This window comes from Pseudomonas sp. BE134 (assembly GCF_031456105.1).
Taxonomy (GTDB): domain Bacteria; phylum Pseudomonadota; class Gammaproteobacteria; order Pseudomonadales; family Pseudomonadaceae; genus Aquipseudomonas.
Genome location: NZ_JAVDUA010000001.1, coordinates 198,810 through 224,717, shown reverse-complemented (window position 1 = coordinate 224,717; position 25,908 = coordinate 198,810). Strand labels below are relative to the sequence as shown.

Genomic DNA, 25,908 nt, shown 5'->3' with positions numbered 1-25,908 from the left:
TTCCCACATTTATTTTAGATAAAAATTGTCCGCCCAAAGTTCAACCATCAACACGCACCCTGCAGCATCCCGGATCAGAACTGCTACGCTGGAAACAGTAGCTGTGGCGCTTTGCAGCCTACTGGCGCACGTGTTCTCCGTGGCTGAAGGAACAGTCGAATTACCCGATCCTGTGCCCAAGCGAGTCATATTTCGTTGAGCAAAGGAGTGGACATGGCCCCCCGCAAAAACAGGCTTGCCAACCGCATGACAGGGCAATCGCAAGACCACGGGGACGAACGAGTCTTTCACTCGCGCAAGGAACGTCTGTACGAAGGTGAGCTATTACGCTCGCGTCTGCCCCATGCCGTTCACGCCGAATGGAAACCGGGGCGCAAACACCGTGACCCGATCAAACTCCTCGAAGAGTCCAACCGCTATCGACTGCCCAATCTGGTGCCTGTGCGGTACGGCCGCATGTTGCGCAGTCCATTCACCTTTTTACGCGGTTCTGCGGGTTTGATGGCCCATGACCTGGCCATGCTCCCTTCCACCGGCATTCAGGTGCAGGCCTGCGGGGATTGTCACCTGATGAACTTCGGGTTGTTCGCGACCCCTGAGCGCAATCTGATTTTTGACATAAACGATTTCGACGAAACGCTCCCCGCTCCCTGGGAGTGGGATGTCAAACGCCTGGCGATCAGTTTTGCCGTGGCCGCACGCGATAACCGCCTCAGCGATAAAAGTGCACGGGGCATAGCTGCCGAATGCGTTCGTGCTTACCGCGTGTACTTGCGCAAGTTTTCCAAGATGAGCCCGATGGATGTCTGGTATGACCGCCTGGATGCCCAGGCGATCATTGATATGGCGCCCAATGCCGAGATCAAGAAAATCCGCGAACAACTGGTCGCAAAAGCCAGGATGCGTCTCGGCGATTACCTGTTTCCCAAGATCAGCGGAGAAGTCGGAGGGCGGCGACGCCTGATCGATCAACCCCCCATACTGTTTCATGTGTATGAAAAGGGCTTCGCGCGGAGCGTCAATCTGGCGCTGCAGGACTATCGATTGTCGCTGCCCCATGAACGGCGCGTGCTCTTTGATCGCTACCGTCTCGAAGACATTGCCGTCAAAGCCGTCGGGATCGGCAGTGTCGGAACCTATTGTTTCGTCGGCCTGTTCTTCTCAGCAGAAAACCATCCATTGCTCCTGCAATTCAAGGAAGCCTGCCCCTCGGTGCTGGCGCCCTATGCAGGCAAGAGCGCCTACGAGAACCAGGGCCAGCGTGTCGTCACAGGACAGCGCCTGACCCAGTCGTCCAGCGACATTTTTTTGGGCTGGACACGCGGCCAAAACGGCCGGTACTTCTTTGTGCGTCAGTTGCGGGACATGAAAATGTCGGCACCCATTGAAGGCATATCCGCTGCACGGATGAAAATGTACGCCGAGTGGTGCGGTCTTACCCTGGCCCGTGCTCACGCCAAATCAGGGGATGCGGCACTCATTAGTGGCTACCTGGGCAAGACCGATTCCTTTGACCAGGCCATCGGAACATTTGCCATCGCCTATGCCGATCAAAATGAGAAAGACCATGCCGCGCTGGTGGCCGCGGAAAAATCAGGGCGGATCAACGTGCTGAGAGAAGAAGAGTGATGGAGCCGATCCAACAGACAACGCCGGACATCGATCTATCTGCCCCCGAACTCACACTGGTGCAAAGTTGGCACCACAACGCCCAATCCTGGATCGAAGCCATCCGCACCGGCGCCATTGAAAGCCGCCTGAGGGTCACCGACCAGGCCATCCTGTTGGCGGTGACGGGTCGCCAGCCCGAGCACGTACTTGACCTGGGTTGTGGCGAGGGTTGGTTATTGCGCGCTGGCTGAACGGGGCATCAAGGCGGTCGGTGTGGATGGAGACGCGACACTGGTCGAGGCGGCGCGGGCAGCGGGCGCTTCACCGGTGCATTTGGCGAGTTATGAAGCATTGGTGGAAGCGAAAGTGAACGTCGGCCACGACTACGACCTGATCTGCGCCAACTTTGCACTGTTGCACCAGGACATCATTCCTCTGCTTGCCGCCATGAATGCCCTGCTCGTCCCTGGCGGCACGCTGGTGATCCAGACGCTGCATCCGTGGACTACAGCGGCGGGCGATTATCAGGATGGTTGGCGGGAAGAGACCTTCGCCGGGTTTGAGGGGCAGTGGCGACCCATGCCCTGGTATTTTCGCACCTTGTCCAGTTGGTTCAATGCGCTGGACATGGCTGGCTTTCGGCTGGTGGGCTTGCAAGAGCCGCAGCACCCGCAAAGTCCGGTGCCGCAGTCGCTGCTGTTGGTGGCAGAGCAACGGGGGTGAGAGCCTGTTCGAACTTCTGACTAGAGCATTTTCTCCAGGCCAATCTTGTCACTGAGCCAGGCTTTGAAGCCGCGCCATTTGCCTCCGGGCTCCTCATGCAAGGTATGCCGAACGCCGTCGTCTTCGGCGATCCAGACAATTTCGCCGTTTTCCAGACGAGCCTGGTAACTCACGGCTGGTGCCATGCCATCAAGCGCCAGCTCGCGCATGTAGCCGGCCAATTCAGAGCTATCGACCAGCACCCCGACTTCAGTGTTCCAGAACACTGAGCGCGGGTCGAAATTGAAGGAGCCGATGAACACCTTCTGCTTGTCCAGAATCATGGCCTTGGTATGCAAACTGGAGTCCGAACCACCACTGAAGCCCCGGGATGAACCGCCACTGGGGTCATCCTGCTGGCGCCGCAGTTCATAGAGCTTCACGCCATGTTCAAGCAAGGTCTTGCGGTAAGGCGCATAGCCGCCATGCACGGCTGGTACATCGGTGGCTTCCAGTGAGTTGGTCAACAGGCGCACATCAACACCGGCATCGGCACGACCGGTGAGGTAGCTCATGCCCGGTTTTTGCGGGACGAAGTAAGCCGAAATCAAAATGAATTCCTTGCTGACGCTGTCGAGTGCAGGTCGCAGTTGTGTGGCCATCAATAGTGAACGGGCGGGTTCGTCGTCGGCCAGGACCTTGCTTGGGGCATCCCACATCGCCTGACCATGGGCCCAGATCAGCTGCTTGCGCCACGTATTGAGTTGCGGTTTAGACCGATAGGTCATGAGGTGGTCGTACAAGGCTTTGTTTTCGGTACGTGCACCTTGGAGCGATTGTTCGAGGTCCTGGCGACTCTTTAGCAAGTCTTCAGCGGTGGGTTTGTTAAGCACCAAGTCACTGATGGGCTGACTCAACGTGCTGTTCCAGTACTGATCGAAGCTGTGGCCCAGCTGCTCGGCGACCGGGCCGAAGCACATCAAGTCCATGTCGGTGAAGTTGAGATCGGGCTTGGCGTCGAAATATTCATCCCCCAGGTTGCGTCCGCCGACGATGGCCACGCTGTTGTCGGCCAGCCACAGTTTGTTGTGCATGCGCCGATGCTGTTGGGAAAGATCAAGCAGGCGGCCCATGGTTCGGGTGACCAGGGTACTGCGGCCCAGATGCAAAGGGTTGAAGACCCGAATATAGATGTTCGGGTGCACGGCCAAGGTCGCGATGACTTCTTCCTGGCCGTCGCTGGCCGTGTCATCGAGCAATATGCGTATCCGTACGCCGCGATCGGCAGCCCCCAACAATTCATGCACCAGTACCCGGGTGCTGAGACCGTTATGTACGATGTAGTACTGCAAATCGATGCTTTTCTGCGCATTGCGGATCAATTCGGCGCGCGCCCGGAACGCTTCACTGCTGTTAGGCAACAGGCGAAAACCCGAGCGCCCCACATGCGGGGCGACCTGGGCCTGAATGGAGCGCCCGAACGACGAATCACTGGCGGGTAGTGTCTCGCTGAATTCGTGGGGCAAGGGCGTAGTGGCGCAGCCGGCAACCAGCAATACGAACAACAGCGTGGGGAAGAACCAGGACATGGACAAGGGGCTCGTCCTCAACCTCAACGGGAGTAGTTTTGACGGTACTTGCCTGATGCCGAAAAAATGCAGCCCACGGCACGCTGCAGACCTTACTTCAGTAAAGCCCGGTTCGAGCGAAGCGTGTCGATATTTTCCGGGCGTGTCAGCCCGTGAATAAGCCGAACTTGAGGCGCTTATTCAAGCTTGACGCCAATCTATTCAAACGTTCCTGTGCGCACCTCGCCTAGGCTGACATAGCGGGCGATCAGCACACCGCCAGGCGTGCTGACCGAATGCGCCAACGTGAACGCCAACGCTTGCGCCGTGTCGTCGAACAAGCGCTTGCCACGGCCCAGTACCACGGGAAAAATCATAAGCCTGAGCTCGTCCACCAACCCGGCGGCAAGCAGTTGGCGCACCAGATCGCCGCTACCCTGGGTCAAGAGATCGGCGCCCTCCCCGCGCTTGAGTGTGCGTATCGCGTCGACCAGGTGTCCCTGCAAGGCATGGCTGTTGTGCCAATCCAGCGAATCGGGGTGATGCGTAGCCACATGCTTGGGCACGCTGTTGAACAGGTCAGCGATGGCGTGGCTGTTTGCATCGGCCTCCCGGTACGGCCAGTAAGCGGCAAAAATGTCGTAGGTACGCCGCCCCAGCAGCAATTCGAACGGTTTCGCGAACAGGTCCTGGATGGCCTGGCCGGAGACGTTGTCGGCGTAGGGCACGATCCAGCCGCCATAGAGGAATCCGCCGCTGGTGTCCTCTTCAGGCCCGCCGGGCGCTTGCATAACGCCATCCAGACTCATGAATGCGGCAACGGTGAGCTTGCGCATAGCCTACTCCCAGTGAGTACTCGTACAGGGAACGTCAAGGGTTAACCGTGAGTTCCCTGAAGGATAGTCGAACGGGCCGCTGTGAAATCGACAGGGAGATACCACCGACCGGCGATAGAGATCCGCACCGTTTCGACTTTCGATTTGCTCAATTGCAAGGCACTTCTATATTGAGGGGGTGCTCTGAATTTCCTGCCTCCTGTTGAGCCTTGGCCCATGGCAACTACTGATCAATTGATCATCTGCGAGCACTGCGACTGTGTGTTTGAAAAAGTCACGCTCGTTGAACACCAGAAAACCCTGTGTACGTGCTGCGGCGCCGTGCTGCAGCGCCATAACCGCATGACGGTGGAGCAACGACTGGCGTTGACCTGCGCGGCCTTGATGCTATGGATTTTCGCCAACCTTTATCCCGTCATGACCATCAGTCTGAAAGGCGTTAGAAACAGCGCAACATTGTGGGATTCGGTATTGGCCTTGAGCCAGGGGCCGATCACCTTTATCGCTTTGGTCGCGGCCATCGCAATGATCCTCGCGCCGATTTCCCAACTGTTGCTGCTGATCTGGGTCCTGAGTTTCGCGCTCACCCATCGTCGATCACCCGGTTTTAAATTCTGCATGCGCTGGCTCGAAGCCCTCCGGCCCTGGAGCATGCTGGAGGTCTGCTTTCTGGGAGCGATGGTCGCTGTGATCAAACTCGCCGGATTTCTCGACGTTTTGCCGGGCATCGGCCTGTTTGCCCTGGCCGTGCTCAGCCTGGTGGTGATCCGCATCGCCGGGCGCGATATCCGTGAATTATGGGACATCTTATGAACACGCCCCCGGCCGCCGCCGATCTCAACCTGTGCCTGTGCCATACCTGCGGCATGGCCTGCGACTTCACCGATCAACCGCACGAATGCGAACGCTGTGGCGCTCCGTTGCATCGGCGTAAAACCAATTCGCTGGCCCGTACGTGGGCCTTTATGTTCACGGCCCTGGCGTTTTACGTCCCGGCCAATCTATTGCCGGTCATGAACACCAAGATGCTCGGCAACGGCGCCGACAGCACGATCATGAGCGGTGTGCTGGAGTTTTGGGCGGCCGGCGCCTGGGACATCGCGTTGATCATTTTTATCGCCAGCATCGCGGTGCCGGGCGTCAAGTTCGTAGCCCTTACGTTTTTGCTGATGTCCGTGCATCGCAGCAGTCTCTGGGCGAGCAAGGAGCGGTCACAGTTGTACCGCTTCGTCGAGGTCATCGGTTACTGGTCAATGCTGGATGTGATCGTGGTGGCACTGGTGGCATCACTGGTGAAGTTCAAAGCCCTGGCCGACATCGAACCGCGTGCGGGCATTCTGTTTTTTGGTTTGGTGGTGGTGTTCACCATGCTGTCAGCGATGAGTTTCGACCCGCGCCTGATTTGGGATAACGAGCGGGAAAACCCACAAAACGAGGAGGTCATGGATGAAGTCGCAAGCCACTGACGGGCCACAAGCCCCCGGCCAGGCACCAATCAAGACCGGTCGCAGCGTCTCGCTGGTCTGGATCGTCCCCATTGTTGCGGTATTGGTGGGGTTATCACTGGTAGTCCACAGCATCTTGCAGGAAGGCCCGACCATCACTGTCACGTTCAAGACGGGGGATGGCCTGACAGCCAACAAGACCGAGGTCAAATACCGCAGTGTAGTCATCGGCCAAGTCTCGGACGTGGAGCTGAGCAGCGACCAGAAGAGTGTCAACGCCACGATCAAACTGACCAAACAAGCCGAAGGTTTCACCCGTTCAGACTCGCAGTTCTGGGTCGTGCGTCCGCGTATCGGTGCCGGTGGGGTGTCGGGGATCGATACGTTGCTGTCCGGGGATTACATCGGCGCTGATATCGGTCAGGCCAATGGCCGCGCGAAAAACTTCAAGGGCCTGGAAATCCCGCCGGCCATCACCTATGGCGAACCGGGCAAGCGTTTCACCTTGCACACGCAGGATTTGGGGTCGCTGGACGTCGGCTCGCCGGTGTATTACCGCAAGATTCCGGTCGGTCAGGTAGTGGCTTATGCACTGGACCCGGATGGCAAAGGGGTGAACATCGACCTGTTCATCCATGCGCCCAATGACCAGTACGTCACTGAAAACACCCGGTTCTGGAATGCCAGCGGTGTGGACGTGAGCCTCGATGCCAACGGCATTGATGTCAAAACCGAATCGTTGTCTTCCTTGTTGGTGGGCGGTATTGCCTTCCGTGCGCCGGAATACAACCCGGACGACAAACCTGCCCCCGAAGAGTATGCCTACGAGCTGTTCGAGGATCAGCAAACCGCCCTCGCCCCACCCAATGGCAAGGCACAGTTCCTGGCCTTGCGTTTCGATCAGGCCATGCGTGGGCTGAAGGTTGATGCGCCGGTCGAATTCCTGGGCATAGAAATCGGCAAGGTGGTGTCGGTCAATCTGGATTTCGACGAGAAAAAACGCAGTTTTCCGATCAGTGTCGGCATCGTGATCTACCCGCAACGACTGGGTCAGGCCCACACCAAAATGATCAAGTCGCTCAATCATGATCCCAATGACGAAGCGGCTGGTGTCCGGATGATTGGCACCTTCATCGAAAACGGCCTGCGCGCCCAGGCCCGCACCGGCAACTTGTTGACCGGCCAGTTGTACATCGCCCTGGACTTCTACCCTAAAGCAGACAAGGTGGTCTTCGATACAACCGCGCGCCCGGTCGTGATTCCAACGGTTCCGGGAAGCCTCGAACAATTGCAGGAAAAACTCGAATCCATGGTCGACAAGGTCAACAACCTGCCGATCGAACGCATTGCCGGCAACCTCGATAGCAACCTGGTGGAACTGCGCAAAGGGCTGGGGAAATTCAACAGCAAGACACTGCCCGGCGTCGATACCGCCCTGTCGGACGTCAGCAAGACGTTGCTGTCGGCGAACACGACCCTGCAATCGGCTAACGCCACCCTTTCCGATGGTTCGCCATCACGAGAAAAACTCGGACAGACCCTGACTGAACTGGAACGCACATCGCGAGCATTGCGTGAGCTGGCCGATTACCTGATCCGGCATCCGGAATCACTGCTTCGTGGTCGACCTGAAAATCCCGCGGCAAAGGACTACAAATAATGACCGCGCAGCAGAAGAAAGGAGCAACATCCATGGCTTTTTCGCTGAAGCTCACCTTGGTTGCGGCGCTCCTGCTGCTCGCGGCCTGCCGCAGTGAACCTGTTCACTATCACACCCTGATGCCGGCGCACACAGGTAGTGCAACGCGCAGTAACACGGTGGTCATCGAGATTGAGAGCCTCAGTTTACCGGCGCAGGTTGACCGGCCACAGGTGGTTATTCGCCAAGGCAACAGCGGCCTGGTGCTACTCGAATCCGAATGGTGGGGGGCGTCGTTGGGCGAGGAGTTCCGAAGTGCCCTGGTGGATCAACTGGCCAACCTCAACCCCCAGCGCAAGCTGTCGTTGCGCCTGGATGTACTGCGTTTTGACTCCTTTCCCGGGCAATACGGACTGATTGATGTGACTTGGCGCCTGCGCCCCACCAGTGAAGTCAATGAAGTCAATGGCGCGTCCCTCACCTGCCGCAGCATCCTGCAAACGCCTTCGGGGGAGAGCATCGAAGACCTGGCCCTGGCCCAGCAGAATAACGTCAAGCGCCTGGCTGCGCTGATCGGCCAGGCGGCCAAGGGGACACAACAGAGCTGCCCGGCCTCCGGCTGACACCATTTATTCCCCCGGTAGTGTCCAGCGGTGCCCTGCCTCCGCTGGACTCAACCCCGCCGATGGACACTCACCGAGTGTCTTCAAATCCGCAGGCAAGGTGCTGAAGGCCTGCTAACCTGAATGAAAATGACATGTATTAACGGTTTCTTTGACGTTTTTTTCTCATTTTGCGTTCTAAATTCCTTGCCCCTCAAAACATGCAAATGGTTCGCATTGTTTCTCCAGTGAATCGGCGTGCATGACTTCTAAAAAGAACAGGAGCTGCCCCCCAGAATGACGCCCTCTATCCCTTCGTTCCTCAAATCTGCACTGCTGACCACTGCACTGCTGAGCGCCGGCCACGTGTATGCCGCCGACACTGACGGCATAGTGGTCTACAACGCCCAACACGAAAGCCTGACCAAGGCCTGGGTAGAGGGGTTCACCAAGGAAACCGGGATAAAAGTCACCGTGCGCAACGGCGACGACACCGAGATGGGCAATCAGATCGTGCAGGAAGGTGCCGCCTCCCCGGCCGATGTATTCCTGACCGAGAACTCTCCGGCCATGGTGCTGGTGGACAAAGCGGGCCTGCTTGCACCAGTAGCGCCGTCAACGCTTGAGCAAGTGAACGCGGCATATCGTCCGGCGGATGGCAAATGGGTCGGGATCGCTGCGCGCTCCACCGTGTTCGTCTACAACCCGAGCAAACTGCCTGAAGCCGATCTGCCAAAATCCCTGATGGACCTGGCCGGGCCAAACTGGAAAGGCCGTTGGGGCGCGTCCCCCGCCGGTGCCGATTTCCAGGCCATCGTCGCCGCAGTGCTTGAGCTCAAGGGCGAAGCGGCCACCCTTGAGTGGCTCAAAGGAATGAAAGCCAACTACACGGCTTACCGTGGCAACAGCTCGGTGCTCAAGGCGGTCAATGCCGGCCAGGTCGACAGTGGCGTGATCTATCACTATTACAGCTACGGCGACCAGGCCAAGACTGGCGAAAACAGCAAGAACACCGCCCTGCACTACTTCAAACACAACGACCCGGGCGCCTTTGTCAGCGTCTCCGGGGGCGGCGTTCTGGCGTCCAGCAAACACAAGGACGACGCTCAAGCATTGCTGAAGTGGATCACCGGCAAAGAAGGCCAGAAAGTCCTCGAAACCGGTAAATCGTTCGAATACGCCGTGGGCAAGAACGCACCTTCCAACCCTAAACTGGTGCCTTTGCAGCAGCTCGACGCGCCGACAGTCGACGCCTCAAAACTCGACAGTAAAAAAGCCGTGGAGCTGATGACTCAGGCGGGACTGCTCTAATTGATGCCAGAAACCCTGCCAGGGGGTGTCGCCACGGCGTTACCCTCGAACTTGCGAAGACGTTCCCGGGGTCTCTTCGCCGGTCGCGGTGGCGCGTGGGTGATCGGTTTGTCCGTACTGGTCTCGCTTCTGTCGCTGCTACCGATTGCTTTCGTGATCGGCGTGTCGATTCAGACAGGCTGGGCGGCCATGGTGCCGCTGGTTTTTCGACCTCGTGTCGCTGAGTTACTGATCAACACCGTATTGCTGGTGGTGATCACCATTCCCCTGTGCATCATGCTGGGCCTGGCGTTGGCCTGGCTGACAGAGCGCACCAACCTGCCGGGCCGACGCGGATGGGCACTACTGGCGACAGCGCCGCTGGCCGTGCCGGCCTTCGTGCACAGCTATGCATGGGTGAGCCTGGTGCCCTCGATTCACGGGTTGCCTGCAGGCGTCCTGGTCTCGGTCATCGCCTACTTCCCGTTCCTGTACCTGCCGATTGCTGCCACGCTGCGCCGGCTCGACCCGGCCATCGAGGACGTTGGCGAATCACTGGGGCTCAAGCCGTGGGCGGTGTTTTTCCGTGTGGTGCTGCCGCAACTGCGCCTGGCCATTTGCGGCGGAGCCTTATTGGTGGGCCTGCATTTGCTGGCCGAATATGGCCTGTACGCAATGATTCGCTTCGACACCTTTACCACGGCGATTTTCGACCAGTTCAAATCCACCTTCAACGGCCCGGCCGCCAACATGCTGGCCAGTGTGTTGGCCCTGTGTTGCCTGGCGATGCTGACAGTCGAGTCCGCCGCTCGCGGCACGGCGCGTTACGCCCGAGTCGGGTCGGGCAGCGCTCGTACACAGCGGGTTGTGCGCCTGTACTGGGAGGCAAAAATGCTTGGCCTGGCGCTGCAAGTCTTCACCTGCGCATTGGCGCTGGGTGTGCCATTGATCACCGTGGGCAAATGGCTGATCGCGGGCGGCTCAGAGGTCTGGCAACTGGACGAACTGATGCCGGCGCTGCAACAGACACTGCAGCTCGGCGCAATGGGCGCGGTCCTCACTACTTGTGCCGCGATCCCGATTGCCTGGCTGTCGATTCGTTCTCCAGGCCGTTTGCAACGGCTACTGGAAAGCTGCAACTACATCACCAGCTCGTTGCCCGGGATTGTGGTCGCCCTGGCCTTGGTCACGTTCACCATCCATTTCGCCCGGCCGATCTACCAGACTACGCTCACCGTGCTGCTGGCGTATCTGCTGATGTTCTTGCCCCGAGCCCTGGTGAGTCTGCGGGCGGGAATCGCCCAGGCACCGGTGGAACTGGAAAACATCGCACGCAGTCTCGGCCGCTCGCCTGGCCGGGCATTGTGGCTGATCACCTTGCGCCTGGCCGCGCCGGGGGCAGCCGCCGGGGCAGCGCTGGTGTTTCTGGCAGTCACCAATGAACTGACCGCCACCCTGTTGCTCGCGCCCAATGGGACACGCACCCTGGCCACCGGATTCTGGGCCATGACCAGCGAAATCGATTATGCCGCCGCAGCCCCTTATGCACTGTTGATGATCCTGCTGTCGCTCCCGTTGACCGGACTTCTTTATCACCAATCCAAACGGACGGCTGGCCGATGAACGCCCTTGAACTGCATGCCATTTCCAAGTCTTACGGCGACCAAAAGGCGCTGGAGAGCATCAGCCTGTCGGTGCCCGCTGGCAGCCGGACGGTGATTGTCGGCCCTTCCGGCTCGGGTAAAACCACCTTGTTGCGGATGATCGCCGGCTTCGAGTTCCCGGACACCGGCCGTGTTTCACTCAATGGCCAGACGCTCGCCGACGCCACTCATGAGGTGCCGGCGCATCAGCGCCTGATTGGCTACGTTCCCCAGGACGGCGCCTTGTTCCCGCACATGACGGTGGCGGCCAATATAGGCTTCGGGCTTTCGGTCAAGGGCGGCGAAAAAAACCATCGTATCGCTGAGCTGATGGACAGCGTGGCCCTGGATGCAAGCATGGCCCAGCGTTGGCCCCATGAACTCTCCGGCGGCCAGCAACAGCGGGTGGCGCTGGCGCGGGCGTTGGCGCAACAACCACGCCTGATGCTGCTGGACGAGCCGTTTTCCGCCCTCGATACCGGCCTGCGAGGCGCCATGCGCAAGATGGTCGCCCGGCTGCTGTCCGATGCCGGTGTCACCACCATCCTCGTCACCCATGACCAGAGCGAAGCCCTGTCGTTTGCCGATCAACTGGCGGTCATGCGTGACGGTCGGCTCGTGCAATCTGGCCATCCACTGGATCTGTACCGCTACCCCGACGACGAACAAACCGCGCTGTTTCTCGGGGATGCCGTGGTCTTGCCCGCCAAAATCGAAGCCGGCTGGGCGCATTGCGAACTCGGCCGGATCCCGGTGAACAACCACCGCAACAACCATTCAGCGCAGATCATGCTGCGCCCCGAACAATTGCAGCTCGTCAGCATCCAGCCGAGCCCCACCGAAATGGCCGGATGCCGCGCCGTGGTGACTGATCGCGACTTCAGCGGCAACACCTGCACATTGACCGTGGAACTTCAGGCCCCCGCCTCGGGCAAACAGTCCGGCCGGTCATTAACCGTACGCGGGTCGGGCATGTATGCCCCCCCTGCCGGCAGCGCGGTCCACGTCTCGACCATCGGCCATGCGCACGTGTTCAGCGAGTCGCCACGTTAAAGATCGAAGCGATCCACTGCGCGACGCCGCTCATTGTCATCGCGCACATCGTAATTGGCGGTCGTCTGAATATTGCTGTGATGCGCCAGTTTCTGGGCAATCGACAAATCGTGTTCTTCGATGACGCGGGTGATGAACGAACGCCGAAAATCATGCGGCATGATCTTCACTCCGACTTCGGTCCCTCGCTGGCGGGCAATGTAATAGATCGCATGTTTGGTAATGCGCTCGCGGGTGATATGGCTGCCACGACGGATGCGGTTGAACAGAAACGGGTCGTCCACCTCGCCTTCCTTGAGCTGTGATCGACGAAACGCCAGCCATTCCTCCAGTTTGGCCAGGGCCCAGGCCGGCGCGTACTTGATCAATTGTTTGTTGCCCTTGGCCGTGACCCGCAGGCTGCGCTCGGCAAAATCGACCTGTGACAGGTCCAGATTCACCGACTCGGACTTGCGCATGCCCGAACCGTACAAAATCCCGATGATTGCCGCGTCCCGTAATCCTTGTGGCCTTGGGTCGGCGGCACACACCGCCATCAACTCCTGGATCAGCGTACGCCGCAAGTTGCGCCCCTGGGACAACCGGGTACCGGCGATCCCTTTGACCGAGCGCATTTTCAGCAGATGATCCTGACTGATGAGGCTCATGCGCCACGCCTCATTCATCACCCCGCGCACCGCATTGACATACAGCGAAGAGGTATTGGGCGCATAGCCGTCTTCGCGTAACGCCGCGACCAGCGAAATCACATTTTCTGGCTGAAGCTGATGCCAGGGAATGTCCTCGAGATTCATGTCGTCGAAACCCAAGCGGTCGGCGGCATCCTGCAAAACGTAACGCATGGTCAGCTGACTGGAAGGTGCGAGCCGGGCCAGATACAAGGTCAACGGGTTGGTTGTTGAAGCAACAGGTTGGGTAACAGGTAAGTCAATCAAACGAAACGGCCTTGAGTGAAAACAATTCAGTAATGCAACTTTGGATGGGAACAGCCCTCCTACAAAGCCAAGACTTCTGTAGGAGTTTTCTTGTCTGGTCGCGGTAAGTGGCAGGAGTCTGAACACCGGCTGTATGACGTTCGGATAAACAATTCGCCCACCGGGTTTTCATGTTTCTTTCACGAAATTGAGCTTACCCTCTATGAGACAAGCCTGTCCCTCACAAGCCAGCAACGTGCCCACCGGAGCAGAAAAAGTCAATTAATGCGATTTATCACGTATTTTGTGTAACCGATTGAACCTGCTGGTTTTTTATCGACTACGCTGTTTTTAGATCAAGCATGTCAGTATCGCTGAGTGTCAATTCCTGCCCGAGGCCCCGATGAGTCAGGCGTTTCTTCCCATCACCCCCCTTCACTACGCCGAGCGCTGCGGGCTGGAACGTGAAGCCTTCATGACGGGCTTGCAGGTGCAGGCACCGGCATCCACTTTGTCGCCACCCGTTTGCGGACGTATTATCGCCAATGTTTTCCGAACATTTACCAACCCGACACCGAATGGAATTCGACGCGGCGGTGTTCGATTCCCTTGTTCCCCGACATGACCACCGATGATGCCAATCGCGTAGTCGATGCCATTGAAAACGTTATGGACAGAGCTCAGTGAAACCTTACCCAATCCGTTGCGTATCGATTGTTATCCCGGTCTACAACGAACAAGACAGCCTGCCCGAGTTGCTTCGGCGTACCGAAGCTGCGTGCCAGCAGTTGCACCATGAATACGAAATCGTCCTGGTGGACGACGGCAGCCGCGACAATTCGGCGCAACTCCTCGAAGATGCTGCCAATCGCGAGGGCAGCCCGGTGGTCGCGGTCATCCTCAACCGCAACTATGGCCAGCACGCGGCGATCATGGCCGGTTTCGAACACTGCAAAGGTGATGTCGTCATTACCCTCGACGCCGACCTGCAAAACCCGCCCGAAGAAATTCCACGACTAGTTGCCCAGGCCGAACTCGGGTATGACGTGGTCGCCACCGTGCGCAACAACCGTCAGGATTCCGCCCTGCGCCGCTGGCCGTCGAAGCTGATCAATCTGGCCGTGCAGCGCTCGACCGGCGTTGCCATGAGCGATTACGGCTGCATGCTTCGCGCTTATCGCCGCACCATCGTCGATGCGATGCTGGCCTGCCGCGAACGCAGCACCTTCATCCCGATTCTGGCCAACAGTTTCGCCCGGCACACCACGGAAATACCGGTGTTACATGCCGAGCGTGAACACGGCGAATCCAAATACAGCCCCATGCGCCTGATCAACCTGATGTTCGATCTGATCACCTGCATGACCACCACACCTTTGCGGCTGCTGAGCATCGTCGGCTTTGCCATGGCCGCCCTGGGCGTGGTGTTCGCCATCACGTTGATTTTCTTGCGCCTGGTGTTCGGCGCCGAATGGGCCGGCGACGGTTCGTTTGTACTGTTCGCCGTGCTGTTCGTCTTCACCGGCGGGCAATTCATCGGCATGGGCCTGCTGGGTGAGTATCTGGGACGCATGTACAGCGACGTCCGCGCCCGCCCCCGTTTCTTTGTCGAAAAGGTCTTGCGTAGCCAACCCGCCACGCCCGCTCCCGTTGTCACCGTTGACGGCCTCACTTCCACTTCTTCCGATCAGGTTCTCTCATGAGCGTAAAAGCTGTTGTCTTCGCGTACCACGATATTGGCTGTGCGGGTATCGAATCCCTGCTCACGGCCGGCTTTGAAATTGCCGCCGTGTTTACGCATGCCGATGACCCGAAAGAAAACGCCTTTTACGGTTCCGTTGCGCAGTTGTGTGCCCAAAAGGGCATCCCGGTGCATGCCCCGGAAGATGCCAACCATCCGCTGTGGATCGAGCGCATCGCCAAACTCAACCCCGATTACCTGTTCTCGTTCTACTATCGCCACCTGTTGTCCGTGCCGCTGCTGGCCACCGCTCGCCAAGGCGCATTCAACCTCCACGGTTCGTTGCTGCCCCGCTACCGTGGCCGAGCGCCGGCCAACTGGGTACTGGTGAACGGTGAAACCGAAACCGGCGTGACCCTGCACCGCATGGTCAAACGAGCCGACGCCGGCGCGATCATCGCCCAGCAAACGGTTGCCATCGAGCGCAGCGACACCGCGCTGACCCTGCATGGCAAACTGCGCGTGGCCGCCACCGACCTGTTGCGCGACACCCTGCCCGCCCTGCTGCAAGGCAAAGTCACCGAAACGGTTCAGGACGAATCCAAAGCCACCGTGTTTGGTCGCCGCACGGCAGCCGACGGCAAGCTGCTCTGGAAAAAGCCGGCAGAAGAACTGTTCAACCTGGTCCGCGCCGTGACCCAGCCTTACCCGGGCGCTTTCTGTGACGTGGGCGAGCACAAGCTGATTGTCTGGACTGCCGAAGTTGCCAAGGGCAATGAAGGCCTGGCACCCGGCCGAGTAATCAGCGTCGATCCACTGCGCATCGCTTGCGGCGAAGACTCGCTGGTGATCACCGCCGGTCAACGCAATGACAACGGTCTGTACCTGAGCGGCCCGCAACTGGCCAACGAGTTGGGCCTGGTCGACGGCTCCGTCCTGCGCGGCGCCGAATCCGGGCGTAAGCCACGCCGCACCCGCGTGCTGATTCTCGGCGTCAACGGCTTCATCGGCAATCACTTGTCCGAGCGCCTGCTGCGTGACGACCAGTATGAGGTTTACGGCCTGGACATCGGTTCGGACGCCATCGACCGCCTGCGCAGCCACCCCAACTTCCACTTCGTCGAAGGCGATATCAGCATTCACTCCGAGTGGATCGAGTATCACATCAAGAAGTGCGACGTGATCCTGCCGCTGGTAGCGATTGCCACCCCGATCGAATACACCCGTAACCCGCTGCGCGTGTTCGAACTGGACTTCGAAGAGAACCTGAAACTGGTTCGCTACTGCGTCAAATACAACAAGCGCGTGATCTTCCCGTCGACCTCGGAAGTCTATGGCATGTGCCAGGACAAGAACTTCGACGAAGACACCTCCAACCTGATCGTCGGCCCGATCAACAAGCAACGCTGGATCTACTCGATCTCCAAGCAATTGCTCGACCGGGTCATCTGGGCCTACGGCCAGAAAGGCCTGAACTTCACCCTGTTCCGCCCTTTCAACTGGATGGGCCCACGTCTGGACCGTCTGGATTCGGCCCGTATCGGCAGCTCCCGGGCCATTACCCAGTTGATCCTGAACCTGGTGGAAGGCACACCGATTCGCCTGTTCGACGGCGGCGAGCAAAAGCGCTGTTTCACCGACATAGCAGATGGCGTAGAAGCCCTGGCGCGAATCATCGACAACGAAAACGACGCCTGCAACGGTCAGATCATCAACATCGGCAACCCCGACAACGAAGCCAGTATTCGCCAGTTGGGCGAAGAATTGCTGCGCCAGTTCGAAGCTCACCCACTGCGCGACAACTTCCCGCCGTTCGCCGGTTTCCGCGACGTAGAAAGCAAAGCGTTCTACGGCGCCGGCTACCAGGACGTGTCCCACCGCAAACCAAGCATCGCCAACGCCAAGCGCCTGCTGGACTGGGCGCCCACCGTGGAGATGAGCGAGACCATCGGCAACACGCTGGACTTTTTCCTGCGCGAGGCCATGCTCGAAATCGCGGATCACTCTACCGAAACAGCATGCTAATGCAGGCAGGCCTTCGAATCGATGTCGACACCTACCGAGGCACCCGTGAGGGTGTCCCTCGGCTGCTGGAAATCCTCGATGAAGCTCAAGTCACAGCGACGTTTTTCTTCAGCGTCGGGCCGGACAACATGGGGCGCCACCTGTGGCGCCTGATCCGTCCGCAATTCCTCTGGAAAATGCTTCGCTCCAATGCAGCCGGGCTGTACGGCTGGGACATTTTGCTGGCCGGCACCGCCTGGCCAGGCAAACCCATCGGCCGGGATCTGGGGCACTTGATGCGCCAGGCGCAGGCGGCCGGACATGAAGTCGGTCTGCACGCCTGGGATCACCATGGCTGGCAGGCCAACGCCGGACGCTGGAGCGACGCACAGCTGATCGAACAGATCCGCCGGGGCGTGGACACGCTCAGCGACATCCTCGGGCAAAAGGTCGACTGTTCGGCCGCAGCCGGTTGGCGCGCGGATGAGCGGGTGATCGAAGCCAAAGAAGCGTTCGGCTTTCGTTACAACAGCGATTGCCGGGGACGGAATATATTTCAGCCGACATTGGCCGGCGGTGGTTCAGGTGCACCTCAGATACCGGTGGACTTGCCAACCTTCGATGAGGTCGTCGGCCCAACCGTCGCAGCCCAAGACTTCAATGCGTTCATTCTTGAGCGCTTTTCCCCCGAAAAACTCAATGTCTACACCATTCATGCTGAAGTAGAAGGGATTCTGATGGCCAACGATTTCCGTCAACTGCTGGCCGATGCACGCCGGCGGGACATTCATTTCCAGCCCTTGGGCGATCTACTGCCCGACGCCCCCGACACCTTGCCCACAGGACGTGTCGTGCGCGGCGCCCTTGAAGGCCGCGAGGGCTGGTTGGGAGTGCAAGGCGCATGAGCAAACGCTGGGCATTTCCCCTCCTGCTGGTCCTGATAGTCCTGGCCTATCTGCTGCCACTGGGCACCCATGGTTTATGGATCCCGGACGAAACCCGCTACGCGCAGATCAGCCAGCACATGCTCCTGAGCGGCAACTGGGTGTCGCCGCACTTCATGAGCGTGCGCTATTTCGAGAAGCCGGCGGCGGGTTATTGGATGATCGCTGCCAGCCAGGCCGTGTTCGGTCAAAACCTGTTTGGCGTGCGGTTTGCCTCGGCCCTGAGCATGGGCCTGAGTGTATTGCTGTGCTTCCTGATCGCCCGGCGGATGTGGAACGACCCGCGCAAGAGTTTTGCCTGTGCATTGCTCTACGCAAGTTTCATCGTCATCACCGCACATGCCGGTTATGCCAACCTTGATCCGCAGTTCACTTTTTGGGTCAACCTGAGTCTGGTGGCTTTATGGTTCGCTCTGGACAGCACCAGTCGCGGCCAGAAGCTCATCAGTTGGGCGGTACTGGGACTGGCCTGCGGTATCGGTTTCATGACCAAGGGATTTCTCGCCTGGTTGCTGCCGGTACTGGTGGCGCTACCCTATATGATCTGGCAAAAACGCTGGAAAGAACTGCTGGTTTTCGGCCCTGTGGCGATTGTCGTGGCCATTGCGGTGTGTCTGCCTTGGGCGTGGGCGGTTCACTTGCAAGAGCCCGACTACTGGCACTACTTCTTCTGGCAAGAGCACATTGAGCGCTTTGCCGGTGACAAGGCTCAGCATGACGAGCCGTGGTGGTACTACCTGCCCCTGCTGGTGGCCTTCAGTCTGCCGTGGGCGGTGCTGTTGCCGTCGGCACTGAAACAGGCCTGGCAAACCCGACGCCAGGCCAATATCGGCTTCCTGCTGCTGTGGATGCTGATGCCACTGGCGTTCTTCAGCCTCAGCAAAGGCAAATTACCGAGTTACATCCTGCCGTGCCTGCTGCCCTTGGCCTTGATACTGGGGCATGCACTGGCCGATCGACTGAAGCTGGAACAGGGACGGGTGCTGGGGCTCAACGGTTGGCTCAACCTGGTGCTGGGTCTGATTGTCCTGATTGCCTTGGTTTACCTGCAACTGAAAAAGCCGCTGTACGACCATGAGCTGCACAACCTGGTACTGGTGTTCATTGCCTTGATCGGCTGGATCATGACCAACTTGATGCAAGCTTTCAGGCCGCTGCAATGCTGGGCCGCACCGGCGCTCGGCAGCCTAATGTTCGCCAGTTTGATACCGGCCGGCCTGCCCAATTCGGTGGTCGCCAACAAGACACCCGACCAATTCATCCTCCATCACATGAATGAGCTGTCACAAACCGGCAAACTGCTGAGCAACGATCTCGGCGCCGCGTCAGCGCTGGCCTGGCGCATGAAACACCCGGAGGTGTTTCTGTACAGCTCTGTAGGAGAACTGAAATACGGTCTTGCTTATCCCGATTCGGCACAGCAGTTAGTCACCGTCGGCCAGGTTGAGGGGTGGATGCTCAACGCCCGCCGCACCGGCTCTGTCGGTGTGGTCATGCGGGTCAAGGGTGAGCAGGAGTTGCGCGAGCTCGAACTGTTGCCCAAGGACGGTAAACGCTATGAACAGGGCAACCTGGTGATTCTGATCTTCCCTCAGGTACCGTCATGAGCCTGTTACTGGTTCTGCTCGCGTGCCTGTTGACGTGCCTGGGTCAGATCGCACAGAAATTCGCTGTGGAGAGCTGGCGCGGACAGGCTTCGACATGGATCGCAAAACTGCGCTCGCCATGGCTGTGGCTGGCGCTCGCGTCGCTGGGTTTGGGCTTGCTGGTCTGGCTGCTGGTATTGCAGCGCCTTGAAGTCGGCATTGCCTACCCGATGCTGAGTCTCAATTTTGTGCTGGTTACTCTGGTCGCCCGTTTTGTCTTCCATGAAACCATCGACCGCCAACATTGGTTGGGTGTGGCGCTGGTGATCAGCGGCGTGGTGCTGCTGGGGCAACACACATGAGCCTTCGTCGCGGAATCACCTTCGCCATGGGCAGCGTGCTGCTGGTCAGCACCGCGCAGTTGGGCATGCGCTGGAGCATGACGCGCCTGCCCTCACCCGACGCATTGTTAACCGCCAGCATCGACCCGACGGCGATGGTGGTCGTGTTGAGCGCCATTGTCGCCTACGCCCTTTCGATGCTCTGCTGGCTGGCCGCCCTTCGTGACCTGCCGCTGGGCCGGGCCTATTCGCTGCTGAGCATCAGCTATGCGCTGGTGTACCTGCTGGCCGCCAGCCTGCCGCTGTTCAACGAAACGTTCAGCCTTTCAAAAACCCTCGGGGTGGCGCTGGTCATGCTCGGGGTTATCATCATCAACTCTCGTTCAGTTCACGCGACGGAACTCAGGGATGCAGCATGAAAATCAGTGTATTTGGTAGCGGTTACGTAGGCCTGGTCCAGGCAGCCGTCCTGGCTGAAGTCGGTCACGATGTGATCTGCATGGACATTGACGAGAAGAAAGTCGCATTGCTGCAACAAGGCCACGTGAGCATTTTTGAACCGGGGCTCGCCAGCCTGGTTCGCGAAAGCCTGGAAGCCAAACGACTGCAATTCACCACCGACGAGAAACTCGCCGTGCAGCATGGCCAGGTGCTGTTTATTGCGGTCGGCACGCCGTCCGGGGACGATGGTTCGGCAGATTTGAGTTACGTGATGTCGGTCGGAGATGCCGTAGCGCGGTATCGCCAGCAGCCGGTGATTCTGGCTGAGAAGTCCACGGTGCCGGTGGGCACCGGAGATGCGTTGCGCGCGCATATCGACGATTGCCTGATCAAGACCGGCCGCGTGCTGCAGTTCGATATCGTTTCCAACCCTGAATTTCTCAAAGAAGGTTCAGCTGTCGCCGATTGCCGACGCCCGGACCGGATCATCATTGGCTGCGAGCGTGACGAAGTCCGCGACGTCATGCGCGACCTCTATGCACCGTTCAACCGCAACCACGATCGCATCATGTTCATGGACCTGCGCAGCGCCGAGCTGACCAAGTACGCTGCCAATTGCATGCTGGCCACCAAGATCAGTTTCATCAACCAGATCGCCGAACTGGCCGAGCATCTGGGCGCCGACATTGAATCCGTACGCCTGGGCATCGGTGCTGACTCGCGCATCGGCTACCACTTCATCTACCCCGGCTGTGGATATGGCGGCTCGTGTTTTCCCAAAGACATGCGCGCCCTGATTCACAGCGCCCAGCAAGCCCACTGCTCCAGCGACCTGCTGCAAGCGGTGGAAGCGATCAACGAGCGCCAGAAGCACAAGTTGTTCGAGCGCATCAACGCGTTCTACCGTGGCGACCTGCGCGGCAAGACCTTTGCCGTATGGGGCCTGGCGTTCAAGCCCAATACCGATGACATGCGCGATGCGCCAAGCCGGGTCCTGCTGGAGTCGCTGTGGGCAGCCGGGGCCAACGTGCGTGCATACGATCCGGAAGCCATGCAGGAAACCCAGCGGCTGTACCCTGACGAATCGAAACTGATGCTGATGGGCACACCCGAATCCGTCCTGTCGGGCGCCGATGCATTGATCGTCTGCACCGAGTGGCAGCAGTTCAAGGCGCCGGATTTCGACCTGATCCAGCAGCGTCTGAAAGCGCCGGTGATTTTCGACGGGCGTAACCTGTACGATGCGGACCGCCTGGATCGCAGCGGTTTCAAATACTTCCCGATGGGCCGTGGCGAGTCACGCAACCTGCCGATTCCGCATCTGCAATGGCCGGCTGATTCGGTTGTTGCTTGATGGATTTTTTACCGCTCGGCGGCTGGCTTTACTGGCATTGATCCTGGGCATCGTTGCAGTACTTCAAAATTAATGCATTCAACCTTCATTTATATGAATTTGTCAGGGCGTGGAATCATCGGCAGACTGTGCCACGTTCCTCCCCCAATAGTTGGAACATCTTCAAGGGCTTTCTGGGTATCCCAGCCAAGCCTTTTTTTTGCTCAAGTTTTTGCCTACGGATTGATTTGAACATGCTTGCTCGCTGGTTGCCCGCCGCCATTAACACCCGTCCTTCCGAATGGAGTCGCGCTGCCATCGGCATGGCCCTTGGCACGATGCTCAGCGTCTGGGTATGCGGGCAAGTGTTCAGTATTGAAGTGGCACTGCATCTGATCGGTCCACTGGGCGCTTCGGCGGTGTTGCTGTTCGCTGTGTCCTCCGGCGCGCTCGCCCAGCCGTGGTCGATTCTTGGCGGCTACTTGAGCGCCGGTGTGATTTCACTGCTGGTTGCCCACGTGCTCGGACGCACCCTCGGCAGTGCCTGCCTCGCGGCGGGCATGGCGCTGATTCTGATGTGCTGGCTGCGCTGCCTGCATCCACCGGCGGGGGCGTTGGCGCTGCTGTTGGTGCTGGCCGACCCCGCCACCATCGCCATGGACTGGAAAGCCCTCGGCCCGGTGATGCTAGGCGCATCGACGATGCTGCTCAGCGCTCTGGCCTTCAACAACCTGACGCGCATCCGCTACCCAAAAGGCACCAGCGAGCCGGTGGCCATGATCCCCGCCGACCACCCACCCATCGAGATTCAGGCGATCACTGCCCAGGACCTGAAAATGGCATTGGCCGACATGGAGGCGTTCTTCGACGTCACGCCTGAAGACCTCGAACAGTTGATCCATGCCAGTGAATTGCACGCCAAGCGGCGCAGCATCGGTGAGGTACTGTCCCGTAGCGCGTAGATCCATCCGGCCATTGCGTCGCCCCGCACGCCCGTGACCTCATGCATAAATGCAAAGACAGCCTGCACATATCCCGCTTGTACATCACAAATTTGCACTGGTACGATCCTGCATCGCTCGCGTGCGAGCACCTCTATAACGAACAATAAAAGCAGGGAGTTATCGATGACTGCTCAGGTTTCATCGAAGGGGACTTCGTCCATGGATGCCACGCAAAACGACGTGCTGGCCGAGGTTCGCAACCACATCGGTCACCTGACCCTCAATCGCCCCGCCGGCCTCAACGCCCTGACCCTGGACATGGTGCGCAATCTGCAGCGTCAGCTTGACGCCTGGGCCCAGGATTCTGACATTCACGCCGTGGTATTGCGCGGTGCCGGCGAGAAAGCCTTCTGTGCTGGTGGCGATATTCGCTCGTTGTATGACAGCTTCAAAAGCGGCGACACGCTGCACGAGGATTTCTTTGTCGAGGAGTACGCCCTCGACCTCGCCATTCACCACTACCGCAAACCTGTGTTCGCCTTGATGGACGGTTTCGTACTGGGCGGTGGCATGGGCCTGGTGCAAGGTGCGGATTTGCGGGTGGTCACCGAAAAAAGCCGACTGGCGATGCCGGAAGTCGGCATCGGTTACTTCCCGGACGTCGGCGGCAGCTATTTCCTGCCGCGCATCCCGGGCGAACTGGGGATATATCTCGGCGTCAGCGGTGTGCAGATTCGCGCGGCGGACGCGCTCTATTGCGGGCTTGCCGACTGGTACCTGGACAGTGAAAAACTGACCGCGCTCGATGAGAAGCTCGATCAACTCGAATGGCGCGACACGCCGCTCAAAGACCTCCAGGGTTTGCTGGCTAAACTCGCGGTGCAGCACCTGCCCGATGCACCGTTAGAGGTGTTGCGTCCGGCCATCGACCACTTCTTCGCCTTGCCCGATGTGCCGAGTATTGTTGAACAACTGCGTGAAGTGACGATTCCCGATGGCCGTGAGTGGGCGATTACGACCGCCGACCTGCTGGAGAGCCGTTCGCCGCTGGCCATGGGCGTGACCCTGGAAATGCTCCGTCGTGGTCGGCACTTGAGTCTGGAAGACTGCTTTGCCCTTGAGCTGCACCTGGACCGTCAATGGTTCGAGCGCGGCGACCTGATCGAAGGCGTGCGCGCCTTGCTGATCGACAAAGACAAGCGCCCGCGCTGGAACCCGCCGACCTTGCAGGCGCTGGACGCCGAGCACGTCGCGAGTTTTTTCACGGGCCTTGATGAGAGCGGGAACTGAGCCATGCACGATATCGAATTGAGCGAAGAACAAATCATGATCCGCGACATGGCCCGGGATTTTGCCCGTGGTGAAATCGCGCCTCACGCCCAGGCCTGGGAAAAGGCCGGCTGGATCGACGACGGTCTGGTGGCGAAAATGGGTGAACTGGGCCTGCTCGGTATGGTGGTGCCGGAAGAATGGGGCGGCACCTACGTCGACTACGTTGCCTACGCCTTGGCGGTGGAAGAGATTTCCGCTGGTGATGGCGCTACCGGTGCACTGATGAGCATCCACAACTCGGTGGGCTGCGGGCCGGTCCTCAACTACGGCACTGAAGAACAGAAACAGACCTGGTTGCCGGATCTGGCCAGCGGCCAGGCCATTGGCTGCTTCTGCCTGACCGAACCGCAAGCCGGTTCCGAAGCGCACAACCTGCGCACCCGTGCCGAACTGCGCGACGGTCAATGGGTGATCAACGGCGCCAAGCAATTTGTCAGCAACGGCAAACGAGCGAAACTGGCGATTGTGTTTGCCGTGACCGATCCGGATTTGGGCAAGCGCGGTATTTCGGCATTCCTGGTGCCGACCGACACCGCCGGTTTTATCGTGGACCGCACTGAACACAAGATGGGCATTCGCGCTTCGGACACCTGCGCGGTGACACTGAACAACTGCACCGTTCCCGAAGCCAATTTGCTGGGCGAACGCGGCAAGGGCCTGTCCATCGCCCTGTCCAACCTCGAAGGCGGCCGTATCGGCATCGCCGCGCAAGCCCTGGGCATTGCCCGTGCCGCGTTTGAAGCAGCGCTGGCGTATTCGCGGGACCGGGTGCAATTCGACAAGCCGATCATCGAACACCAAAGCATCGCCAATATGCTCGCCGACATGCACATGCAGTTGAACGCCGCGCGATTGCTCATCCTGCATGCGGCGCGCCTGCGCACAGCCGGCAAACCCTGCCTGTCCGAAGCATCTCAGGCCAAGCTATTCGCCTCGGAAATAGCCGAAAAGGTGTGCTCGTCCGCCATTCAGATTCATGGCGGGTATGGGTATCTGGAAGACTATCCGGTGGAGAAGTACTACCGGGATGCGCGGATCACGCAGATATATGAAGGGTCGAGCGAGATACAGCGGATGGTGATCGCCCGCGAACTCAAAAATTATCTGGTCTAAAGGCTAAAAAGCATCGCGAGCAGGCTCGCTCCCACAGGTGATCTCCTGAACACTGGAGATCAACTGTGGGAGCGAGCCTGCTCGCGATGGCGTCAGTCAAAGTAGCGCATTACTTCCCTTGGAACTGCGCCTCACGCTTGGCAATAAACGCCGCCATTCCTTCTTTTTGATCCTGCGTCGCAAACGCCGCATGGAACACCCGACGTTCAAAGCGCACGCCTTCGGACAGGCTCACTTCAAATGCGCGGTTAACGCTTTCCTTGACCATCATTGCAATCGGCAGCGATTTGTTCGCGATCAGCGCCGCGACTTTCAGCGCTTCTTCCAGCAGCTCATCCGCCGGGACGATCCGCGCGACGATACCGCAACGCTCCGCTTCCACCGCATCGATCAAACGCCCGCTCAGGCACATTTCCATGGCTTTGGCCTTGCCCACGGCACGAGTCAGGCGCTGAGTGCCGCCCATGCCCGGCAGCACACCGAGGTTGATTTCCGGCTGACCGAATCTGGCGTTGTCGCCGGCCAGGATGAAGTCGCACATCAACGCCAGTTCACAGCCACCGCCCAGGGCAAAACCGTTGACCGCGGCGATGATCGGTTTGCGGCGGTTGGCCACGCGGTCGCTGTCGCTGAACAGGTCGTCGATGTAGATTTGCGGGTAGGTCAGCTCGGCCATTTCCTTGATGTCGGCACCGGCAGCAAAGGCTTTTTTCGAGCCGGTCAGCACGATGCAGCCGATGTTCGAATCGGCCTCCAGGCCATCGAGGGCGTGGTTCAGTTCGCTGACGATCTGCGCGTTCAACGCGTTCAGCGCTTGCGGACGGTTCAAGGTAATCAGACCGACGCGGCCGTGGGTTTCCAACAAAATCGTTTCGTAGCTCACAAG

22 protein-coding genes and 2 pseudogenes are annotated in these 25,908 nt (G+C 59.2%); 20 read left to right on the top strand and 4 right to left on the bottom strand.

Translation table 11 applies throughout. The features are described from left to right. Positions 1-213: 213 nt before the first annotated feature. Together J2Y56_RS01010 and J2Y56_RS01005 are read left to right on the top strand one after the other, a co-directional pair. Positions 214-1,629, top strand: a complete 1,416-nt coding sequence (locus J2Y56_RS01010) for a DUF2252 domain-containing protein (RefSeq protein ID WP_405046830.1) — start codon at positions 214-216, stop codon at positions 1,627-1,629. Further along, a pseudogene (locus tag J2Y56_RS01005) lies at positions 1,629-2,334 on the top strand (class I SAM-dependent methyltransferase). Before J2Y56_RS01010 ends, J2Y56_RS01005 begins: the two are co-directional and overlap by 1 nt. Positions 2,335-2,354: 20 nt before the next feature. Here J2Y56_RS01005 and J2Y56_RS01000 read toward each other — a convergent pair. Both J2Y56_RS01000 and J2Y56_RS00995 read right to left on the bottom strand, forming a co-directional pair. Beyond that, positions 2,355-3,902, bottom strand: coding sequence for a phospholipase D family protein (locus tag J2Y56_RS01000; protein WP_310348360.1), 1,548 nt, complete (start codon positions 3,900-3,902; stop codon positions 2,355-2,357). Between the two features lie 197 nt (positions 3,903-4,099). Continuing rightward, entirely contained in the window at positions 4,100-4,717 is a 618-nt protein-coding gene (locus J2Y56_RS00995) for a dihydrofolate reductase family protein (RefSeq protein ID WP_310347979.1), read from the bottom strand. Between the two features lie 216 nt (positions 4,718-4,933). Between J2Y56_RS00995 and J2Y56_RS00990 the strand changes: the two genes are divergently transcribed. From J2Y56_RS00990 to J2Y56_RS00960, 7 genes are all read left to right on the top strand, one after another. Next, positions 4,934-5,530 (top strand): paraquat-inducible protein A, encoded by a 597-nt coding sequence (locus J2Y56_RS00990; RefSeq protein WP_007945965.1) that lies wholly within the window; start codon positions 4,934-4,936, stop codon positions 5,528-5,530. Continuing rightward, positions 5,527-6,183 carry a paraquat-inducible protein A gene (locus J2Y56_RS00985; RefSeq protein WP_310347976.1) on the top strand — a complete coding sequence of 219 codons (657 nt, stop codon included), beginning with the start codon at positions 5,527-5,529 and terminating at the stop codon, positions 6,181-6,183. The genes J2Y56_RS00990 and J2Y56_RS00985 overlap by 4 nt, the downstream gene beginning before the upstream one ends. Continuing rightward, positions 6,164-7,822 carry an MlaD family protein gene (locus tag J2Y56_RS00980; protein WP_310347974.1) on the top strand — a complete coding sequence of 553 codons (1,659 nt, stop codon included), beginning with the start codon at positions 6,164-6,166 and terminating at the stop codon, positions 7,820-7,822. Before J2Y56_RS00985 ends, J2Y56_RS00980 begins: the two co-directional genes overlap by 20 nt. 32 nt (positions 7,823-7,854) lie before the next feature. Then, complete coding sequence (locus J2Y56_RS00975) at positions 7,855-8,424, top strand: PqiC family protein (RefSeq protein WP_310347972.1); 570 nt, start codon at positions 7,855-7,857, stop codon at positions 8,422-8,424. Positions 8,425-8,700: 276 nt separating this feature from the next. After that, positions 8,701-9,714 carry an iron ABC transporter substrate-binding protein gene (locus tag J2Y56_RS00970; RefSeq protein ID WP_310347971.1) on the top strand — a complete coding sequence of 338 codons (1,014 nt, stop codon included), beginning with the start codon at positions 8,701-8,703 and terminating at the stop codon, positions 9,712-9,714. A gap of 3 nt (positions 9,715-9,717) precedes the next feature. Further along, positions 9,718-11,316 (top strand): iron ABC transporter permease, encoded by a 1,599-nt coding sequence (locus J2Y56_RS00965; RefSeq protein ID WP_310348358.1) that lies wholly within the window; start codon positions 9,718-9,720, stop codon positions 11,314-11,316. After that, the gene (locus J2Y56_RS00960; protein ID WP_007945959.1) at positions 11,313-12,389 is read left to right on the top strand and encodes an ABC transporter ATP-binding protein; all 1,077 of its coding nucleotides are present in this window, start codon (positions 11,313-11,315) and stop codon (positions 12,387-12,389) included. The genes J2Y56_RS00965 and J2Y56_RS00960 overlap by 4 nt, the downstream gene beginning before the upstream one ends. Here J2Y56_RS00960 and xerC read toward each other — a convergent pair. Continuing rightward, on the bottom strand, positions 12,386-13,324 hold the full coding sequence (gene xerC / locus J2Y56_RS00955; protein ID WP_405046829.1) for a tyrosine recombinase XerC: 939 nt from the start codon (positions 13,322-13,324) through the stop codon (positions 12,386-12,388). The two genes, J2Y56_RS00960 and xerC, sit on opposite strands and share 4 nt — an antisense overlap. Before the next feature lie 424 nt (positions 13,325-13,748). On the opposite strand from xerC, the pseudogene J2Y56_RS00950 reads away from it, so the two are divergent. The 11 genes and pseudogenes from J2Y56_RS00950 to J2Y56_RS00900 form a co-directional block, all read left to right on the top strand. Beyond that, positions 13,749-13,990, top strand: a pseudogene (locus tag J2Y56_RS00950) (DegT/DnrJ/EryC1/StrS family aminotransferase); the annotation flags it as partial. Continuing rightward, positions 13,987-15,006: an undecaprenyl-phosphate 4-deoxy-4-formamido-L-arabinose transferase gene (gene arnC, locus J2Y56_RS00945; protein WP_310347969.1), complete on the top strand. Its 1,020-nt coding sequence runs from the start codon at positions 13,987-13,989 to the stop codon at positions 15,004-15,006. The pseudogene J2Y56_RS00950 and the gene arnC, both read left to right, overlap by 4 nt. Beyond that, on the top strand, positions 15,003-17,009 hold the full coding sequence (arnA, locus tag J2Y56_RS00940; RefSeq protein WP_310347967.1) for a bifunctional UDP-4-amino-4-deoxy-L-arabinose formyltransferase/UDP-glucuronic acid oxidase ArnA: 2,007 nt from the start codon (positions 15,003-15,005) through the stop codon (positions 17,007-17,009). The genes arnC and arnA overlap by 4 nt, the downstream gene beginning before the upstream one ends. Beyond that, entirely contained in the window at positions 17,009-17,893 is an 885-nt protein-coding gene (gene arnD / locus J2Y56_RS00935) for a 4-deoxy-4-formamido-L-arabinose-phosphoundecaprenol deformylase (RefSeq protein WP_310348353.1), read from the top strand. The genes arnA and arnD overlap by 1 nt, the downstream gene beginning before the upstream one ends. Beyond that, entirely contained in the window at positions 17,890-19,539 is a 1,650-nt protein-coding gene (gene arnT, locus J2Y56_RS00930) for a lipid IV(A) 4-amino-4-deoxy-L-arabinosyltransferase (protein WP_310347965.1), read from the top strand. The genes arnD and arnT overlap by 4 nt, the downstream gene beginning before the upstream one ends. Beyond that, the gene (gene arnE / locus J2Y56_RS00925; RefSeq protein WP_310347964.1) at positions 19,536-19,880 is read left to right on the top strand and encodes a 4-amino-4-deoxy-L-arabinose-phosphoundecaprenol flippase subunit ArnE; all 345 of its coding nucleotides are present in this window, start codon (positions 19,536-19,538) and stop codon (positions 19,878-19,880) included. The genes arnT and arnE overlap by 4 nt, the downstream gene beginning before the upstream one ends. Continuing rightward, a complete protein-coding gene (gene arnF / locus J2Y56_RS00920; protein WP_310347963.1) occupies positions 19,877-20,278 on the top strand; it encodes a 4-amino-4-deoxy-L-arabinose-phosphoundecaprenol flippase subunit ArnF in 402 nt (133 codons plus the stop codon). The genes arnE and arnF overlap by 4 nt, the downstream gene beginning before the upstream one ends. Next, entirely contained in the window at positions 20,275-21,654 is a 1,380-nt protein-coding gene (locus tag J2Y56_RS00915; RefSeq protein ID WP_310347961.1) for a UDP-glucose/GDP-mannose dehydrogenase family protein, read from the top strand. The genes arnF and J2Y56_RS00915 overlap by 4 nt, the downstream gene beginning before the upstream one ends. Positions 21,655-21,887: 233 nt before the next feature. After that, on the top strand, positions 21,888-22,595 hold the full coding sequence (locus J2Y56_RS00910) for an HPP family protein (protein ID WP_310347960.1): 708 nt from the start codon (positions 21,888-21,890) through the stop codon (positions 22,593-22,595). 165 nt (positions 22,596-22,760) lie between these two features. After that, the gene (locus J2Y56_RS00905; RefSeq protein WP_310347959.1) at positions 22,761-23,867 is read left to right on the top strand and encodes an enoyl-CoA hydratase/isomerase family protein; all 1,107 of its coding nucleotides are present in this window, start codon (positions 22,761-22,763) and stop codon (positions 23,865-23,867) included. 3 nt (positions 23,868-23,870) lie between these two features. Next, positions 23,871-25,022 carry an acyl-CoA dehydrogenase family protein gene (locus J2Y56_RS00900; protein WP_310347957.1) on the top strand — a complete coding sequence of 384 codons (1,152 nt, stop codon included), beginning with the start codon at positions 23,871-23,873 and terminating at the stop codon, positions 25,020-25,022. A gap of 109 nt (positions 25,023-25,131) precedes the next feature. On the opposite strand, the gene J2Y56_RS00895 is transcribed toward J2Y56_RS00900, so the two are convergent. Continuing rightward, positions 25,132-25,905, bottom strand: a complete 774-nt coding sequence (locus J2Y56_RS00895; RefSeq protein ID WP_007945944.1) for an enoyl-CoA hydratase — start codon at positions 25,903-25,905, stop codon at positions 25,132-25,134. Between the last annotated feature and the right edge of the window lie 3 nt (positions 25,906-25,908).